Origin of the sequence: Thioalbus denitrificans, assembly GCF_003337735.1 — a bacterium.
Classification (GTDB): Bacteria; Pseudomonadota; Gammaproteobacteria; order DSM-26407; family DSM-26407; genus Thioalbus; species Thioalbus denitrificans.
The window spans coordinates 530,654-549,509 of sequence record NZ_QPJY01000002.1; the positions used below are offsets into that span (position 1 = coordinate 530,654).

Sequence of the window (18,856 nt, forward strand, 5' to 3'; positions counted from 1 at the left end):
GCCGGCAATTTTATTGCATGGTGCAAGGGTAGTCAAAAGCGCTGTACGCAGGACGGATCCTGATCACCGGCCCGACCCCGGCTAAGCCTCCGCCGACGCGGCGGGCTAGTCGACGCATTCCAGCTCCGCCCACCGGTTGCGCAGCCGTTTCAGCGAGACCGGCTGGGCGGTTTTGAGCTCCTGGGCGAACAGGGAGACCCGCAGCTCCTCCAGCGCCCAGCGGAACGCCACCAGCGCCGGATCGCAGCGCCCCTCGCCCGCCACGACCTCGGCCCGCCGGCGCCAGGCCTCCCACAGGGGGCGGATCTCGGCCATGGACTGGTCGTCCCGCGCCGGGTTGAGCGCCCGCTTCTCCAGCCGGCGCTCCATGGCGGCCAGGTAGCGCGGCAGGTGGCGCAGCGACTCGGCCGGGGTGACGGCGGCAAAGCCGCGGTAGACCAAGGCGCCGAGCTGCTCGCGCAGGTCGGCCCAGGCCGGAGCGTCGGCCGGACCGGGCTCCCGTGCGAGCCGCCCCGCGACCCCGTGGTAGGTTTCCAGGGCCCGCTCGGTGCTGGCCGCGAGTCGGTTGGCCGTCTCGACCAGGCGCCGCCGCCCCTCCTCCAGCCGGCGCTCGAAGGCCTGCCGGTCCCGCGCCAGGGGGGCGTCGCCCAGAAAGACCTCCACCGCCGCGGCCCGCAACAGGTCCCGCCGCAGCGCCTCGCACGGCGCTAGATCCGGGTCGTCGGCGGGCAGCATCACCGTCGCCGGCGGCTCCGCGCGCACCGCCAGCGTGTAGTGCAGGCACATGGCGCGGCTCACCGGCAGTCCCTTGGCCAGGCGCCGGGCATCGGTGCCCAGGGCCAGCAGGAACAGGCGCGTGAGCCCGTGCCGGCTGGCCGTCTCCGCTTTCTGCGGCGTGTCGAACAGGCGCAGGTCGACCGCCTCGCCCCGGTCCACCAGTCCCGGGTAGCCACTCAGGCCGCCGCGGGAATCGAGCACCACCTGCTCGGGCAGGTCGCCGAAGTCCCAGGAGCGGATCCCTTCCCGCTCGAACCGACGGTCGGAGGCCTTGCGGAAGCTCTGCCGCGCGACCCCCTGGAGCTGGTCCCGCAGGGCGGGGAGATCGCGGCCGCTGGCCAGTTCCCGCTTCCCTTCGAGCACCCGGAACCGCATCCGCAGGTGATCGGGCAGCGCCGCCTCCCGCCACGCCTCGGCCGGCACCCTGATCCCGGTCATCTGCGCCAGCGCCGTACCCAGCGCCACGGTCAGCTCGCCGGCCCCCGCCTCCATCCGCTCCAGGCAGGCATCGGCGAAATCCGGCACCGGGACGAAGCTGCGCCGCAGCGACTTGGGCAGGGACTTGATCAGCGCGATCACCTTGTCCCGCAGCAGCCCCGGCACCAGCCAGCCGAACGCCTCCGGTCGCAACTGGTTGAGCGCCGCCGCCGGCACACTGACGGTGACACCGTCCGCTTCATGCCCGGGCTCGAAGTGGTAGTCGAGGGGCAGGGTGAGCCCCTCCACTTCCAGCGTCCCGGGGAAACTGTCCTCGGTGATCCCGGCGGCGCCATGCTGCATCAGGTACTCGCGGCTGAGATGCAGCAGGTCCGGCCGCTCCCGGCCGGCCTGGCGCAGCCACTTCTCGAACTGGGCGCCGCTGTGGATTCCGGCCGGGACCTGCCGATCGTAGAACTCGTAGAGCACCGCCTCGTCCACGAGAATGTCCCGCCGGCGGGACTTGGACTCCAGCCCCTCCACCTCTTCGATGAGCGCGCGGTTGTGGGCGAAGAACTCCGCGTCGGTACGGTAATCGCCCCGGACCAGGGCCGCGCGGATGAAGATTTCGCGCGCCTCATCCGGCGCAACGGGTCCGTAGTGCACCGGGCGCTTCGGCTGCAGGACCAGGCCGTAGAGGGAGACCCGCTCATAGGCCATCACCCGGGCCGGACGCTTCTCCCAGTGGGGATCGAAGAGGTTGCGACGGACCAGGTGGGCGCCCACCTCCTCCACCCATTCCGGCTCCACCCGCGCCACCCCGCGGGCGTAGACCCGCTGGGTCTCCACCAGCTCCGCGGCCACGATCCACCGCGGCTTGCGGGCCGCCAGGGAGGAACCGGGAAAGATCTGGAGGCGGGTGCCGCGGGCGCCCTGGTACTGGGTGGGCGGCCGCCGGCGGCCGCTCTTCTCCGCGCCCTCCCCCTCCCCGCCATCGATGCGCAGGGCCACGTTGTCCAGCAACCCGGACAGCAGCGCCTTGTGCACCGCGTCGTACTCGGCCGGCACCTGGTTGGGACGCATCCCCATCTCCCGCACCAGGGTGAAAATCTGGGTATGGATGTCCTCCCATTCGCGCATGCGCAGGAAGGAGAGGAAATGGTCCCGGCACCAGCGGCGCAGCTTGTTCTGGGACAGGTGCTGCTTCTGTTCCTGGTAGACGCGCCACAGGTTAACGTGGCCCAGGAAGTCGGATTCCGGATGGCGGAACGCCTTGTGCGCCTCGTCCGCCGCCTGCTGCGCCTCCAGCGGGCGTTCGCGGGGATCCTGGATGCTCAGGGCGCTGGCGATGATCAGCACCTCCTCCAGGCAATGGCGCTCGGCGCCGGCGAGGACCATGCGCCCGATGCGCGGATCCACCGGCAGACGCGCCAGCTGGCGCCCCAGCGGGGTCAGCCCGCGGTGTCCGTCCAGCGCTCCGAGCTCGCCCAGCAGGCGGAAGCCATCGTTGACGGCCCGCGCATCGGGGGCGTCGAGGAAGGGGAACCGCTCCACGTCGCCGAGCCCCAGCGCCTGCATGCGCAGGATCACCGCGGCGAGGTTGGTGCGCAGGATCTCGGGATCGGTGAACTCCGGACGGGAGAGGAAATCCTCCTCTGCATAGAGGCGGAAACAGAGCCCGGCGCTGATGCGTCCGCAGCGTCCCTTGCGCTGGTTGGCGCTGGCCTGGGAGATCGGCTCGATGAGCAGCCCCTGCACCTTGCTGCGCACGCTGTAGCGGCTGATGCGGGCGGTGCCCGGGTCCACCACGTAGCGGATGCCCGGGACCGTCAGGGAGGTTTCCGCCACGTTGGTGGCGAGCACGATGCGACGCCCGCCGTGGGGCGCGAACACGCGCTGCTGCTCGGCCGCCGAGAGGCGCGCGAACAGGGGCAGGATCTGGGTATGGGGGGGATGGTGCTTGCGCAGCGCCTCGGCGGTCTCCCGGATTTCGCGCTCGCCGGCCAGGAATACCAGCGTGTCGCCCGGGCCGTGCCGGGCCGCCTCGTCCACCGCATCCAGGATTCCCTGCAGCTGGTCCCGGTCCCCGTCGGCGCCTTCGCCGCTGTAGAGGGGCCGGTAGCGGACCTCCACCGGGTAGGTGCGGCCCGACACCTCCAGCACCGGCGCGCCGCCGAAAAAGCGCGAGAAACGCTGGGGATCGATGGTGGCCGAGGTGATGATCACCTTCAGATCGGGACGCCGCGGCAGCAGCTGCCGGATGTAGCCGAGCAGGAAGTCGATGTTGAGGCTGCGCTCGTGGGCCTCGTCGATGATGAGGGTGTCGTACTGCTCCAGGCGGCGGTCGCCCTGGGTCTCCGCCAGCAGGATGCCGTCGGTCATCAGCTTGATGTGGGTGTCGCCGCCGCCACGGTCGGTGAAGCGCACCTTGTAGCCCACCGCCTGCCCGAGCGGTGTGCCCAATTCGTCGGCAATCCGCTGGGCGACGTTGCGGGCGGCGATGCGGCGGGGCTGGGTGTGGCCTATCAGGCCGTCGACGCCGCGCCCCAGCTCGAGGCATATCTTCGGCAGCTGGGTGGTCTTGCCCGAGCCGGTCTCGCCGGCGATCACCACCACCTGGTGGTCGCGGATGGCGTCGGCGATGACGTCCCGCTGGGCGGATACCGGGAGTTCAGGGGGAAATTCGGGGACGGGCAGCGCGGCGCGGCGGCGTTCCCGGCGCGCCGCGGAGGCCCGGACCTCGGCTTCCAGCACCGCCAGCTTGTCCATGCCCTCGCCCCGCTCCAGGAGCCTGCGGAGGCGGCCGCGCAGGCGGCGGCGGTCGGCGAGCATGCACCCATGCAGCTCCGCCTGCAGGATCTTGACGGCGTGGTGGAGGGTCATTTCAGGACGTGGACACCGGAACGGAACGGGCCGCCGGGCGGTCAGCGCGGCGGCCCGTCACGGCTGCGGCCCGTCGATCAGAGATTGTCGCGCCGGATGACCACCTCGGCGTCGGCGCGAAGGGTTTCGTTGTAGTAGAGATAATCGTTGTCACCGAATCCACGCACCAGCTGCTGGGTGATCCGGCGCCGCTGCCCGGCGTCGGCGGCGGCCGGATCCCCGTCAACCACCCCGGTGAGCACCACCACGGCATAGTCGCCGTCGGGCAGGGGGACGCCATCGGTGGCCGAGGCGCCCGGCTGCGGACGGGGCATGGCGAACGCGGTGCGCAGGACGGCGGGATCCAGCTCCGGGGCGTTGCGGCCCACAGTGGCCGGAGGCTGCCACTTCAGCGAGTGCTCCGCGGCCGCGGCCTCCGGCGCCTGGCCGTCACGGATGGCGGTGAGCACCTGCTGTCCCAGCTCGCGTGCACGCTCCTCGGCCCGCGCCTGCACCAGGGTCGCGCGGATATCCTCACGCACCGTCTCCAGGGGCTGGGGCGCGGAAGGACGGTGTTCCTGGACCCGGAGCACGAGGTAGCGGTTGGCATCGAGCTCCAGCACCTCGCTGTTGTTTCCGTTCAGCACCTCGTCGCTGAAGGCGGCCTCGACTACCCGCGGATTCCCGGCGATGCCGGTACCGCCCTCGCGCCCGAACCAGTCGGTGCCCTGCACGGACATGCCGAGCGCATCCGCCGCCGGCTGCAGGGAATCGGGCTGTTCATAGGCGAGGTTGGTCAGGGTTTCCGCCTTCTCGTAGAACTCGGTCTCGGCCTCGTGGCGCGCATAGTCGCGACGCACCTGGTCGAGCGCATCCTCGAAACTCTTGGTCGCGCCGGGGCGCACGTCCAGGAGCTTGATGATGTGGACACCAAAGGCGGTCTCCACGGGCTCCGAGATCTCGTCCGGCTGCAGGCCGTAGACCGCCTCCTCGAACGCCGGGTCCATGACACCGCGGCCGAAGAAACCGAGATCGCCCCCCTGGCCTGCGGAGCCGGGATCATCGGAGTTCGCCTGGGCCAGCGCGCCGAAATCGGCGCCATCGCGCAGCTGTGCCAGCAGGTCCCCGGCCTTCTGCCGCGCCGCCGCCATGGCCTCCTCGTCTTTCGGGTCCGCCTGGATCAGGATATGGGCGGCACGGCGTGCGCCCTCGGTCCGGTAGCTGTCGAGGTGGGCCTCGTAGTACGCCTTCAGGGCCGCTTCGGTGGGCTGCAACTGCGCGGCGATGGAGTCGACCGACAGGTCCAGGTAACTCACCTTCACCTGTTCCTCGGTCACGTAACGATCGCGGTTGTCGTTGTAGTACTGCTCGATGTCCCCATCGCTGACGGTGATCCGGTCGGTGAAGCTGCCGGCGGCAACGGTCAGGAAACCCACCTGGCGCCGCTGATCGCGCAGACGCAGCGCGTCGTCCACCTCCAGCGGCGTGGCAAATTCGGTCACGGTGATTCCGGTCTCCACCTGGTCGGTGAGCATCCCGCTGCGCAGGCTCGCCTCGAAACCGGCCGGACTGTAGCCGCCGCCGCGCAGGCGCGACTCGTAGAGGGACTTGTTGAAGGCGCCGTTGCTCTGGAACTCGGACATGGCGTGGATCCGCGCCGCGAGCTGCTCGTCGCCGATGCGGAACCCGGCATCGGCGGCGCCCTGCAGGAGCAGCTGGTTGCGGATGATGCCCTCGAGCACGCTCTCCCGCAGCATCTCCTCGCTCACCTGGCCCGAGTTGTTGCCGAGCAGAGCCTCGAACTGGCGGCGCTGCTGCTGGTAGAGCTGCTGGAACTCCCCCCGCTCCACTTCGGTGCCATTGATCTCCATCACGGTCACGGAGGCCCCGGAACCGAAATAGGAGTTGATACCCCAGAGCGCGAAGGGAATGCTGATCAAGATGACGATGGCCCAGGCGATCCAACCCTGCGCCTTCTCCCTGATATCCTGCAGCATCTGATTATCCTCGTCCGGTCACAAGCGGCTCAGCGTAGCCAATTCGGGCGCCGGTGACAAACCGGCCAAACGCCAAGCAGGTGATGAAATAAAAAAAGGGCGCACCCTCGCGGGTGCACCCTTTTCAGTGTTGGCGGAGTGGACGGGACTCGAACCCGCGACCCCCGGCGTGACAGGCCGGTATTCTAACCAACTGAACTACCACTCCGTAGACTGGTGGGTGCTGAGGGGCTTGAACCCCCGACCCTCGCCTTGTAAGGGCGATGCTCTCCCAGCTGAGCTAAGCACCCAAGGAAGGCGCGTTAGTTTACTGCATCCTTGAGTGCCTTGCCAGCCTTGAAAGCCGGAATCCGCGCGGCCTGGATCTCGATATTCTCGCCGGTCTGCGGGTTGCGGCCGGTCCGCGCGGCGCGTTCGCGCACGGAGAAGGTACCGAAGCCAACCAGACTGACCTGCTCACCCCGCTGCAGAGCGGTGGTGATGGCGGAGACCATGGCATCCACTGCACGACCGGCGGCGGCTTTGGAGACGTCGGCTTCAGCGGCGATCGCATCAACGAGTTCGGACTTGTTCACAGGTGTTCCCCCCCTCAAGTTCGTCGTGCTTTCCGGCGGTGTGGGATGCCTCCGCGGGAGGCGCAATTTATACCAACAGGCCCACAAAGCCGTCAAGCGGATAGTCGAAAATATTTCACTCAGACCCGGAAAAACACGGGGTGGCGCGAATAGCGGACCACTCCGCGGCAACCGATCCTGGGCAGCAGACCGTTTACCCTGCAGGAAATGCAAGACTGCGAGCCTCGGGTACGGCACCTGCTGCTACTGCACCGGCGGCAACCGCCCCTGGTTCAGAATCCACTGATTCGGAAGCACGACGCGCGAGCCACCGCTGATGGCTTGCCCGTGGAAGTACTGTGACGCCGTACCGATGAACCTGTGGAACTCGTGCTGTCGAAGCGCCGGACGGCTGCCCACCCGGACAGCGGCACACCGGGTGATACTACGTCAGCGGAACGCACCTGTTAAGGTCCGATCGCCTCTTTTGTGAATTTCGGCTCTCAATGAACCGCCGACAGGCTTCCCGGCGACCGTTCCGGCAGTCGGAAAACCCGTTGCCGCACCGGGAGCCGGCCTGCGCCCTGGCCGCGCCACCGGACATGACAGGGCCGTGCGCTCACGCGCGGCCGACCGGATCCGCCGGCGACCGACACGGGATCGCCTGTTGACGGCGTGAGAGACCCTTCCCCAAACGCGGAACCAGCCGCACAGCTAGTGCGTGCCGATGCGCGTGTTCTTCTTGGCCTTCTCGGTCTTGGCCTTGGGCGCCACGCTCTCGGTCGGCGTCTCATCCTTGGCCGGCAGGGGCTCGGGAACATGCTGCAGGGCGATCTCGAGCACCTGGTCAATCCATTTGACCGGGATGATCTCCAGATCCTGCTTGATGTTCTTCGGTATCTCCTTCAGATCGCGCTTGTTCTCTTCGGGTATCAGCACCCTGCCGATGCCGCCGCGGTGGGCCGCCAGCAGCTTTTCCTTCAGCCCGCCGATGGGCAGCACCTCGCCACGCAGGGTGATTTCACCGGTCATGGCCACATCGGCATGCACGGGGATTCCGGTCAGCGAGGAGACCAGGGCCGTGCACATGCCCACACCGGCGCTCGGACCGTCCTTGGGCGTGGCTCCCTCCGGCACGTGGATGTGGATGTCGCGCTTTTCGTAGAACTCGGGTTCGATGCCCAGGGTCGCGGCCCGGCTGCGCACCACGGTCATGGCGGCCTGGATGGACTCCTGCATCACGTCGCCCAGGCGCCCGGTGAACACGGCCTTGCCCTTGCCCGGCACGGCCACGGCCTCGATGGTGAGCAACTCGCCGCCCACCTCCGTCCAGGCCAGCCCGGTCACCTGCCCCACCTGGTCCTGTTCCTCGGCCCGACCGAAGCGGAAGCGCTTCACGCCCAGGTAGTGTTCCAGGCCCTTGGGGGTGACGCTGATTTTCCGCTCCTTGGGCTTGAGGAGGACCTCCTTCACCACCTTGCGGCAGATCTTGGAGATTTCCCGCTCCAGGCTGCGCACCCCGGCCTCCCGGGTGTAGTAGCGGACGATGTCCCGCATCGCCGCCTCGGTGAGGGCGAGCTCGCTCTCCTTGAGGCCGTTCTCCCGGATCTGCTTCGGAACCAGGTAGCGCTGGGCGATGTTGACCTTCTCATCCTCGGTATAGCCGGGGATGCGGATGACCTCCATGCGGTCGAGCAGGGGCGCGGGGATGTTCAGGGAGTTGGCCGTGGCCACGAACATCACGTCGGACAGGTCGTAGTCCACTTCCAGGTAGTGATCATTGAAGGTGTGGTTCTGCTCCGGATCGAGCACCTCCAGCAGCGCCGAGGAGGGATCGCCGCGGAAATCCATCGCCATCTTGTCGATTTCGTCGAGCAGGAACAGCGGGTTGCGCGTCCCGACCTTGGAGAGCTTCTGGATGATTTTGCCTGGCATGGAGCCGATGTAGGTGCGGCGGTGGCCGCGGATTTCCGCCTCGTCGCGCACGCCGCCGAGGGACATGCGGGTGAACTTGCGGTTCGTCGCCCGGGCGATGGAACGGCCGAGCGAGGTCTTGCCCACGCCGGGGGGGCCCACCAGGCACAGAATCGGGCCCTTGAGCTTCCGCACCCGGGTCTGCACCGCGAGATATTCGATGATCCGCTCCTTGACCTTCTCCAGGCCATAGTGATCGGCTTCGAGAATCTCCTCGGCCTTGGCCAGGTCGCGGCTGACCTTGGTGCGCTTCTTCCACGGCACGCCCACCAGCCAGTCGATGTAGTTGCGCACCACCGTCGCCTCGGCGGACATGGGCGACATCATCTTCAGCTTGTTCAGCTCCGCGGTGACCTTCTCCTTGGCCTCCTTGGACATGCCCGATTCCTCGATCCTGCGGGCGAGATCCTCGATCTCGTTGGGCGCGTCCTCCAGCTCACCCAGCTCCTTCTGGATGGCCTTCATCTGCTCGTTCAGGTAGTACTCGCGCTGGCTCTTCTCCATCTGCCGCTTGACGCGGTTGCGGATGCGCTTCTCCACCTGCAGCAGATCGATCTCCGACTCCATCAGGCCGATGAGGTGCTCGAGGCGCTCGCGGGCACTGCGGATTTCGAGGATCTTCTGCTTCTCCTCGATCTTGAGCGACATGTGCGCCGCCACGGTGTCGGCCAGGCGATCGGGGTCATCGATCCCGGCCAGGGAGGTGAGAATCTCCGGCGGGACCTTCTTGTTCAGCTTCACGTACTGGTCGAACTGGGCGATGACCGAGCGGGAGAGGACCTCCGACTCGCGTTCATCCAGCTTCTCCTGGGGCAGGACGGCAATCTCCGCCTTGAAGAAGGGGTCGTCAGCGACGAAGCGGCTGATCTCGGCGCGCTGGGCGCCCTCCACCAGCACCTTCACCGTGCCGTCGGGGAGCTTGAGCAGCTGCAGGATCGTGGACAGGCTGCCGATGGTGTAGATGTCACCCTGCTCCGGATCATCCTGGGTCGCGCTCTTCTGGGCCACCAGCAGGATCTGCTTGTCCTCGGCCATCGCCGCTTCCAGGGCATTGATGGACTTTTCCCGGCCAACGAACAGCGGGATCACCATGTGCGGATAGACCACCACATCGCGCAGGGGAAGAACTGGCAGGACCAGGCTTTCGGACTGGAAGTGCTCTTGCTGCTCCATATTGGAGTACCTCGTTGGCTGGGGACCTGACGGGCCCGAATCTGCGTCCCAGGAAACACCCTAGTGTCGCACTGGGTTATTATATGCGGACCGCGGTAGTGGATTTCAAGTACAGCGGGAGGATATTTCTGCCCGGAACCGGTTGTTGGCCGTTCCGGCCCGGGCGAACCCGCGTGCCGGGCGGGAGGACCCTCCCCGCCCGGCCCGCCGGTCTCAGCTCTTGTCGGATGCGAGGCGCTGGGGTGTCTCGGTGTTCTCGTAGATCAGCAGGGGTTCCGACTCACCCTGGATGACCGACTCGTCCAGCACCACCTTGGTCAACCCTTCCACGGAGGGAATGTCGTACATGGTGTCGAGGAGTGCGCCTTCCACGATGGAGCGCAGGCCGCGGGCACCGGTCTTGCGCTCCATGGCCTTGCGGGCAATGGCGCGCAGGGCATCCTCGCGGAACTCCAGCTCCACGTCGTCCATCTCGAACAGGCGTGAATACTGCTTGGTCAGGGCGTTCTTGGGCTCGGTGAGAATCTTCATCAGCGCCGCCTCGTCCAGCTCCTCCAGGGTCGCCACCACCGGCAGGCGGCCGACGAACTCCGGAATGAGGCCGTACTTGATGAGGTCCTCCGGCTCCACGTCGCGGAGCGTCTCGCTGATGCTGCGCTTGTCGTCCCGCGGCCGCACTTCGGCGGAGAAACCGATCCCGCCCTTCTCCGACCGGCCGCGGATAATCTTCTCCAGGCCGGCGAAGGCCCCGCCGCAGATGAACAGGATGTTGGAGGTGTCCACCTGCAGGAACTCCTGCTGGGGATGCTTGCGCCCCCCCTGGGGCGGCACCGAGGCCACCGTGCCCTCGATGAGCTTCAGCAGCGCCTGCTGCACCCCCTCGCCCGAGACGTCGCGGGTGATGGAGGGGTTGTCCGACTTGCGCGAGATCTTGTCGATCTCGTCTATATAGACAATGCCGGTCTGGGCCTTGTCCACATCGTAGTCGCACTTCTGCAGCAGCTTCTGGATGATGTTCTCGACGTCCTCACCCACGTAGCCGGCCTCGGTGAGGGTGGTTGCGTCGGCGATGGTGAAGGGCACGTTGAGCAGCCGGGCGAGGGTCTCCGCCAGCAGCGTCTTGCCGCAGCCGGTGGGGCCGATGAGCAGGATGTTGCTCTTGGCCAGTTCCACGTCCTCGCGATTGACCTTCGTGCGCAGGCGCTTGTAGTGGTTGTAGACCGCCACGGAAAGAACGCGCTTCGCATGCCCCTGGCCGATCACGTACTCGTCCAGGATCGTGTGGATTTCGTGGGGGGTGGGCAGCTTGTCGCCCTTGCCCTGGGTGGCGTGCTCCTGCACCTCCTCGCGGATGATGTCGTTGCACAGCTCCACGCACTCATCGCAGATGAACACGGAAGGACCGGCGATCAGCTTACGCACCTCGTGCTGACTTTTGCCGCAGAACGAGCAGTACAGAAGCTTTCCGCCGTCGTCCCGGGTGTTCTGATCGTTACTCATAACCCCACCTCACCTGGTAATGCGCATCCTTCCAGGTGTCAAGATGCAGACAAATGCGCAGATTTGCAACCCTACGGAGCCTGGGTGCTCAAGCCGACGGCCGAGGCCCGGAATGTATCAGACATCGGCCGTGTTTCGTGGTTCCGGCGTCTACTCGTCCTTGCCCCTGGCCGGGGTCCCGCGCTGGGTCAGGACCGAGTCGATCAGGCCGTAGGCGACGGCATCATCCCCGCTCATGAAATTGTCGCGATCGGTATCCACGCGAATCTTGTCCAGGGGCTGCCCGGTGTGGTTGGCAAGAATCTTGTTCAGGCGGTCCCGGGTCTGGAGCATCTCGCGGGCATGGATCTCGATATCCGAGGCCTGGCCCTGCACCCCGCCCAGGGGCTGGTGGATCATGATGCGCGAATGCGGCAGGGCGTGGCGCTTGCCCGCCGCTCCCGCGGTGAGCAGCAGCGCCCCCATGCTCGCCGCCTGCCCGATGCACATGGTGCTCACGTCGGGCTTGATGAACTGCATGGTGTCATAGATGGCCAGCCCGGCGCTGACGGAGCCCCCCGGCGAATTGATGTAGAGGTGGATATCCTTGTCCGGATTCTCCGACTCGAGAAACAGGAGCTGGGCCACCACCAGGTTGGCCATGTAGTCCTCCACCGGCCCCACCAGGAACACCACCCGCTCCTTCAGCAGGCGCGAGTAGATATCGTAGGCCCGTTCACCGCGGGCCGACTGCTCCACCACCATGGGCACCAGGTTCAGGGCTTGAATGTCGGACATGTAAGTTCCTCTGTGCGGACTGTGCGAAGCGGCCTGTGAATCGACCCGGAGCCCCTGCAACGGTGGCTGCCGGTATGCTGCGCCACCCCCGAGGGTGGCCAGCACCAGCTTATCAGGCCCCTTCACCCACTTTCATCAACTCGTTGAACGGGGTTTCTTTCTCCGTGACCTGGGCCTGGCCCAGGATCCAGTCCACCACCTGGTCCTCGAGCACCACCGACTCCAGCTCGGACATCTGGTCCTTGCGGCTGTAGTACCACTTGACCACCTGCTCCGGGTCCTCGTAGGCCGCCGCGATGTTCTCGATGGTGCTGCGCAGGCGCTCCGGATCCACCTTCATCTGGTTGGCCTGGATGATTTCGGCCAGGATGAGCCCCAGCTTGATGCGCCGCTCCGCCTGGTCGGTGAACATCTCGTCGGGGAGCTTCATGTCCGCGCCACCGCCGAACTGCATCCGCGCCTGCTCCTGGAGACGGCTGATCTCCTCGGTGATCAGCGCCTTCGGAATCTCGATGGGATTGGCCTCGATGAGTCCGTCCATCACCTGGTTCTTGACCGTGTTCTTGATCGTCTGGTCCAGTTCGCGCTGCATGTTCTCGCGCACCTGCTCGCGCAGGCTGTCCAGATCGCCGTCGGCGACCCCGAAGGACCTGGCGAACTCCGCGTCGACCTCCGGCAGTTTCGGCTCCTCCACGGCGGTGAGCCTGACCTTGAACCGGACCGGCTTGCCCGCCACTTCCTGGGCCGGATAATCCTCGGGGAACTGGAGATCCAGGGTGCGCTCCTCGCCGGCCGCGGCGCCCAGCATCCCCTCCTCGAACCCGGGGATGAAGCGGCCGCTGCCGAGCACCAGCCTGGCGCCCTCGGCCTTGTTGCCCTGGAAACCCTCGCCGTCGATGGTGCCCTCGAAATCCATCACCAGCTGATCACCATCCTGCGCCGGACGCTCCACGGCCTCCCAGGTGGTGCGCTGCTTGCGCAGGGTCTCGATCATGCGGTCGACGTCGGCCGCCTCGATGCCGGTGACGGGACGCTCGACCTTGATCTGGTCCATGCCGGCCAGCGTGAGCTCGGGATAGACCTCGAACACCGCCGTGTAGGCCAGCGACTTGCCCGGCTCCATGCTGGTGGGCTCGATCTCGGGACGGCCGGCGGGGCGGAGCTTCTCCTGGCTGATGGCCTCGTAGAAGCTCGACTGCAGCACCTCGCCGATGACCTCGTGCCGGATCTGCTCCCCGAAGCGGTTCTGGACCACCTTCATGGGCACCTTGCCGGGACGGAAGCCATCCAGGCGCACGCTGCCGGCCATTTTCTTCAGGCGCTGCTGCACTTCGCTGTCGATCCGCTCCGCGGGAACCTCCACGGACAGGCGACGTTCAAGACCCTCGGTCGTTTCCACTGAAACCTGCATGTCTCCACTCCAATCAACGGCATGGCCGGCACACCGTGTCGTTCTCAAAGATTCATGGGGAGGCCGTCCGGATCCACGGCGGCCGCTGGCCGCGCGCCCATCAGGCCTGAACTGGTGCGAAAGGAGAGACTCGAACTCTCACGGGTTCCCCCACTGGAACCTAAATCCAGCGCGTCTACCAATTCCGCCACTTTCGCCTGATTTCCACGGCAATCGCGATAGTATACTAACGCAGACCCTGCCAAAGCCACCTTCAGAAACCACCGGCCGGCCCGGCCTCCGGGCGCGCCGCGCCATGATCCGCAGCCGCCGTGAAGCCACCCCGACGCGGCTCCGCCAGCGCCCGTTTCTGCCGCAATGGGACCGCGACGGGCACAACCCGGCCATGGCAAAAAAAAACCCGGCGAGTGGCCGGGTTTGCGGTCTGTTTGGTGGGCCGTGAAGGATTCGAACCTTCGACCCGCTGATTAAGAGTCAGCTGCTCTACCAACTGAGCTAACGGCCCGCGGAACACTATTGCAACAGTTTTTCACAACCGGGTGCCCTACTCAACACCCTCGCACTGCAAACAACTGGGGTGAGCGATGGGGCTCGAACCCACGACCACCGGATCCACAATCCGGGGCTCTGCCAACTGAGCTACGCTCACCATAAAACCTGTCGTCACACCAGCCGGCCAGTTGTCTGGCACGCCCGGCAGGACTCGAACCTGCTACCCTCGGCTTAGAAGGCCGATGCTCTATCCGGATGAGCTACGGGCGCATGGTTGAAACCTTCTGTACACACCACCACGCGACCGCCGGTGCGCCTGCACAGGAAACTGGTCGGGGTAGAGGGATTTGAACCCCCGACTCCCTGCTCCCAAAGCAGGTGCGCTACCAGGCTGCGCTATACCCCGTGAACACACCGCAACCAGAGCGTTCTGCGGGACCGTACCAACCGACCCCGCTCAGGAAGGTTGCGAATGATACGCGCCACGAACGGCCCCGTCAATCATTCTGCCACCAACCCGCCGCCGGCGGGGGGCACCCCGACCTGGCGTGACGAAACCCCGTCTTGCGTGAGATAATTTTAAACTTTTCTTGTCCACGAATACACAACCATCCACCACGAATATTGCTTCGATGAGCGCACAGATACTTGACGGCAGAGCGGTGGCCGCGGAAGTCCGCAGCCAGGTAAAGACGGGCGTGGAACAGCGGGTGGCCGCGGGCCGGCGGCCGCCGGGCCTCGCCGTGGTGCTGGTGGGCGAGAGCCCCGCCTCCCAGGTCTACGTACGCGGCAAGCGCAATGCCTGCCATGAGGTGGGCTTCGTCTCGGTGAGCCACGATCTGCCGGCCGACACGCCCGAGGCGGAAATCCTGGCGCTGGTGGATGAACTGAATGCCGATCCCGGCGTGGACGGAATCCTGGTCCAGCTGCCGCTGCCGGACCACGTCGATCCGAAAAAGGTCATCGAACGCATCCGCCCGGACAAGGACGTGGACGGCTTCCATCCCTACAACATGGGGCGGCTGGCCGTGCGCATGCCGTTGCTCTGCCCCTGCACCCCCCACGGCGTGATGACCCTGCTCTCCCGCACCGGGGTCGAGCTGGCGGGCCTCGACGCGGTGATCGTGGGTGCCTCCAACATCGTCGGGCGGCCGATGGCCCTGGAGCTGCTCGGCGCCGGCTGCACCGTGACCGTCTGCCACAGCCGCACCCGGGACCTGTCCGCCCACATCGCCCGCGCCGACCTGGTGGTGGCCGCCGTGGGCCGCCCCGGCCTCATCCGCGGCGCGTGGATCAAGCCCGGGGCCATCGTCATCGACGTGGGCATGAACCGCCTGGACAACGGCAAGCTGGCCGGCGACGTGGAATTCGACGCCGCCCGCGAGCGCGCCGCCTGGATCACCCCCGTCCCCGGCGGCGTCGGCCCCATGACCATCGCCACCCTGCTCGAAAACACCCTCTACGCCGCCAACGAGCTCCATCCTGACTGATGGTTGGAATAGACCGGAACAACAGGACCAAAGCACTTTGTTATCCGCAGATTACGCAGATTACGCAGATTAAAAATAACAAAGGGTTGAAAGTGCCAAAGCGGTGGAGGTCGTAGGCAGTCACCGGGGACCTGTGCCCTCAATAGGTTCAAAGGCACCAGCTTGACAGGTGGCAGCAGTCCCTGAACGACGCGTAAGTGGATCCATCCCTTGTTTATTTACCAATCTGCGTAATCTGCGTAATCTGCGGTTAAAAATCTTTTTGTCCTGTTGTTTCTAATCCTGTAAATCCTGTCCATTGAAAAAACCTACCCCCGCCGCCAGGTGGTCCCCCCGGCGCCGTCCTCGAGGATGACGCCGGCGTCCTGGAGCTGGTCGCGGATGCGGTCGGCCTCGGCCCAGTCGCGCGCCTTGCGCGCCCGGGTGCGGGCGTCGATGAGCGCGTCGATGTCGCTGTCGCCCAGGCCGCCCTCCTCCGTCGCCGGCGCGCCCTTGAGGTAGCCCTCGGGGTCGTCCTGCAGCAGGCCGAGAAGGCCGCCCAGGCGGCGCAGCTCGGCGCCGAGCGCCGCGGCCTGCGCCGGGTCGCTCTCGCGGGCGCGGTTCACGGCCGTCACCAGGTCGAACAGCACCGCCAGCGCCTCGGGGGTGTTGAAGTCGTCGTCCATCGCTGCGGCGAAGCGGGCGGCGAAATCGCCTGTGGCGGGGGCCGCCTCCGGGAGGCCACGCAGGGCCGTGTAGAGGCGGGTCAGCGCGGCGCGGGCCTTGTCCAGCTGGTCGTCGGCATAGTTCAGCGGGCTGCGGTACTGGCTGGTGAGGATGAAGTAGCGCACCTCCTCGGGGCGGTAGCGCGCCAGGATCTCGCGCACGGTGAAGAAGTTGCCCAGGGACTTGGACATCTTCTCCTCGTTCACCCGCACGAAGCCGTTGTGCAGCCAGTAGTTGACGAAGGGCTCGCCGGTGGCGCCCTCGCTCTGGGCGATCTCGTTCTCGTGGTGGGGGAACTGCAGGTCCTGGCCGCCGCCGTGGATGTCGAAATGGTTGCCGAGGCAGCAGGTGGACATGGCCGAGCACTCGATGTGCCAGCCGGGCCGCCCCGGGCCCCAGGGGGAATCCCACGCCGGCTCGCCCGGCTTGGCCGCCTTCCACAGGGCGAAGTCCAGCGGGTCGTCCTTCTGCTCGCCCACCGCCACCCGTTCCCCGGCGCGCAGCTCGTCCACCTTCTTGCCCGAGAGCCTGCCGTAGTCGGGGAAGCGGCTCACGTCGTAGTAGACATCACCGTTGGCGGCCACGTAGGCGTGGCCGTTCTCCACCAGCCGGCCGATGAGGTGGAGGATATCGGGCATGGAGTCGGTGGCCCGCGGCTCGTGGTCCGGGCGCAGCACGCCGAGGGCATCGGCATCCTCGTGCATGGCGTCGATGAAGCGCCGGGTCAGGGCGCGGAAATCCTCGCCGCGCTCGTTGGCCCGCTGGATGATCTTGTCGTCGATGTCGGTGATGTTGCGGACGTAGTTGACCTCGAAGCCGCTCGCGCGCAGCCAGCGCACGATGACGTCGAACACCACCATGACCCGGGCATGCCCCAGGTGGCAGTAGTCGTACACGGTCATGCCGCACACGTACATGCGCACCTTGCCGGGCTCGAGGGGCCGGAACGGCTCCTTCTTTCGGGTCAGGGTGTTGTAGACCTGAAGCATCGCGATTCCCTGTGGTTTCAATGAGTCGATGAGGAGACGCCCGCCGCCAGCAGCCCGGCCCGGCGCAACCGCTCCGTCACCCGGGCCGTGCCCAGCAGCGGGATCAGGCGGCCGAGCTCCGGGCCGTCCGCCTCGCCGGTGAGCGCCACCCGCAGCGGGTGGAACAGGCTCCGGCCCTTGTGCCCGGTGGCCTGGCGCAGGCGGGTGGTGAAAGCCCCGGGGTCACCCGCGGACCAGGCCGCGGCGGCGGCGTGGAAGAATTCCGGCCCCGCCTCGCGCAGCACCGCCTCGGCGTCCGGGTTCACCGGCAGGGGGTCCCGGAACAGGATGGTGGCCCAGTAGCGGGCATCCTCCGGCAGCACCACGTTGGGACGGATGGCCGCGATGAAGTCCATCGCCGCGCCATCCGGCACCAGTGCCCGCACGCCCGCCCCCAGCCACTCCCACAGCGCCGCCCCGGAGCTGGCGCCGACGGCCGCCCGCTGCCAGTGGCGGAGCTGGTCCACGTCGAACCTGGCCGGGGCGTGGCCCAGCGCGGCGAGTCCGAAAGCCCGGCCGAGGCCGGCGAGGTCGTGCAGGTTCTCGTCGGGCAGGTGGTGGCCCAGCCGGGCGAGGTAGTTGATCACCGCCCCGGGCAGGTAGCCCTCAGCACGCAGATCCCGCATCGAGAGGCTGCCGTGACGCTTGGACAGGGGCGCCCCGTCCTGGCCCACGATGAGGGGCAGGTGGCCATAGAGTGGGTGCGCCAGCCCCAGTGCCCGCTGCACCAGCAGCTGGCGCGGGGTATTGGAGAGGTGATCCTCGCCCCGCAGCACGTGGGTCACGCCCATCAGCGCATCGTCCACCCCATTGCCGAACAGGAACGCCGCCGTGCCGTCGCTGCGGCGGATGACGAAGTCACCCAGGTCGTCGCTGGCGAAGGACTGGGGACCGCGCACCAGGTCGTCGAAGCGGAGTGTCTCCCCCGCCGGCACCCGGAAGCGGAGGCTGGCCGGTTCGCCCCGATCCAGGCGTTGGGCTACCGTCTCCGGGTCCAGGTGGCGGCAGGTGCCGGGGTAGCGGGGCGGCCGTCCGGCGGCGAGTTGTTCCTGGCGGACGCGGTCCAGGTCCGTCCCGGTGCAGAAGCAGGGATAGGCGTCACCCTGCTCGAGCAGGCGGGCGAAGAGATCCGAATACAGCGCCGCACGCTCCGACTGGCGGTAGAAACCGTCCGCGTGCCCCGGCGCCGGATCCCAGGCCAGCCCCAGCCAGCGGAGGTCCTCCAGCAGCGAGGTCTCGAACGCCGCCTCCGAGCGGTCCCGGTCGGTGTCCTCCACCCGCAGCAGGAAGCGGCCGCCGCCGGCGCGCGCCAGCAGGGCGTTGAACAGCGCCGTGCGGGCGTTGCCCAGGTGCATGTGCCCGGTGGGACTGGGTGCGAAGCGGGTGACGGGAGCGTGGTCGGCCATAGGCAGCGAATGTTACCGCCCCCCAACCCTTCAAGGCCACCTCGGATGGTGAATGAAAGGCCGTGTTAACCGCAGATTTGCGTTGATTCTCGTGAATTGCGTGTCGGATCCGGATATCCAGGCGTCCATCGTGGGACAGGTGACGGAAGGAAGGCCCCCCATGGCGCCCACGGAACCAGTGGCGCCTTGTCCGTCTGCCCACATCATGGCGACATGTATGGGCAACGGTGGCCCCCGTTATACCGGGCCAGAAAATCCACGCCAATCAACGCGAATCTGCGGTTAATCCGTTT

General features: G+C 67.0%; 10 protein-coding genes and 7 tRNA genes. 1 reads left to right on the plus strand and 16 read right to left on the minus strand.

Features of this window, described 5'->3' with window-relative positions; genetic code table 11:
- Positions 1-105: 105 nt before the first annotated feature.
- The 14 genes from hrpA to DFQ59_RS07090 all read right to left on the minus strand — a co-directional run bounded on the left by hrpA (position 106) and on the right by DFQ59_RS07090 (position 14,340).
- Positions 106-4,077, minus strand: a complete 3,972-nt coding sequence (gene hrpA, locus DFQ59_RS07025; protein ID WP_114278959.1) for an ATP-dependent RNA helicase HrpA — start codon at positions 4,075-4,077, stop codon at positions 106-108.
- 77 nt (positions 4,078-4,154) lie between these two features.
- A complete protein-coding gene (locus DFQ59_RS07030; protein WP_114278960.1) occupies positions 4,155-6,053 on the minus strand; it encodes a SurA N-terminal domain-containing protein in 1,899 nt (632 codons plus the stop codon).
- Positions 6,054-6,184: 131 nt separating this feature from the next.
- Positions 6,185-6,261, minus strand: a tRNA-Asp gene (locus DFQ59_RS07035).
- A gap of 6 nt (positions 6,262-6,267) precedes the next feature.
- Positions 6,268-6,343: transfer RNA gene (locus DFQ59_RS07040), tRNA-Val, on the minus strand.
- 12 nt (positions 6,344-6,355) lie between these two features.
- Entirely contained in the window at positions 6,356-6,628 is a 273-nt protein-coding gene (locus tag DFQ59_RS07045) for an HU family DNA-binding protein (RefSeq protein ID WP_114278961.1), read from the minus strand.
- 693 nt (positions 6,629-7,321) lie between these two features.
- A complete protein-coding gene (gene lon, locus DFQ59_RS07050) occupies positions 7,322-9,754 on the minus strand; it encodes an endopeptidase La (protein ID WP_114278962.1) in 2,433 nt (810 codons plus the stop codon).
- 213 nt (positions 9,755-9,967) lie between these two features.
- Positions 9,968-11,254 carry an ATP-dependent Clp protease ATP-binding subunit ClpX gene (gene clpX / locus DFQ59_RS07055; RefSeq protein WP_114278963.1) on the minus strand — a complete coding sequence of 429 codons (1,287 nt, stop codon included), beginning with the start codon at positions 11,252-11,254 and terminating at the stop codon, positions 9,968-9,970.
- Between the two features lie 150 nt (positions 11,255-11,404).
- Complete coding sequence (gene clpP, locus DFQ59_RS07060; RefSeq protein ID WP_114278964.1) at positions 11,405-12,031, minus strand: ATP-dependent Clp endopeptidase proteolytic subunit ClpP; 627 nt, start codon at positions 12,029-12,031, stop codon at positions 11,405-11,407.
- A gap of 112 nt (positions 12,032-12,143) precedes the next feature.
- A complete protein-coding gene (gene tig, locus DFQ59_RS07065; protein WP_114278965.1) occupies positions 12,144-13,442 on the minus strand; it encodes a trigger factor in 1,299 nt (432 codons plus the stop codon).
- 112 nt (positions 13,443-13,554) lie between these two features.
- A tRNA-Leu gene (locus tag DFQ59_RS07070) sits at positions 13,555-13,639 on the minus strand.
- Between the two features lie 232 nt (positions 13,640-13,871).
- Positions 13,872-13,947 (minus strand) — tRNA-Lys (locus DFQ59_RS07075).
- Positions 13,948-14,015: 68 nt separating this feature from the next.
- Positions 14,016-14,091: transfer RNA gene (locus DFQ59_RS07080), tRNA-His, on the minus strand.
- Positions 14,092-14,127: 36 nt separating this feature from the next.
- Positions 14,128-14,204, minus strand: a tRNA-Arg gene (locus DFQ59_RS07085).
- 59 nt (positions 14,205-14,263) lie between these two features.
- Positions 14,264-14,340: transfer RNA gene (locus DFQ59_RS07090), tRNA-Pro, on the minus strand.
- A gap of 226 nt (positions 14,341-14,566) precedes the next feature.
- Here DFQ59_RS07090 and folD point away from each other — a divergent pair.
- Positions 14,567-15,424, plus strand: coding sequence for a bifunctional methylenetetrahydrofolate dehydrogenase/methenyltetrahydrofolate cyclohydrolase FolD (folD, locus tag DFQ59_RS07095; RefSeq protein ID WP_114278966.1), 858 nt, complete (start codon positions 14,567-14,569; stop codon positions 15,422-15,424).
- 308 nt (positions 15,425-15,732) lie between these two features.
- Here folD and cysS read toward each other — a convergent pair whose 3' ends face one another.
- Both cysS and gltX read right to left on the minus strand, forming a co-directional pair.
- Positions 15,733-17,118 (minus strand): cysteine--tRNA ligase, encoded by a 1,386-nt coding sequence (gene cysS, locus DFQ59_RS07100; protein ID WP_114278967.1) that lies wholly within the window; start codon positions 17,116-17,118, stop codon positions 15,733-15,735.
- 17 nt (positions 17,119-17,135) lie between these two features.
- The gene (gltX, locus tag DFQ59_RS07105; RefSeq protein ID WP_114278968.1) at positions 17,136-18,563 is read right to left on the minus strand and encodes a glutamate--tRNA ligase; all 1,428 of its coding nucleotides are present in this window, start codon (positions 18,561-18,563) and stop codon (positions 17,136-17,138) included.
- Between the last annotated feature and the right edge of the window lie 293 nt (positions 18,564-18,856).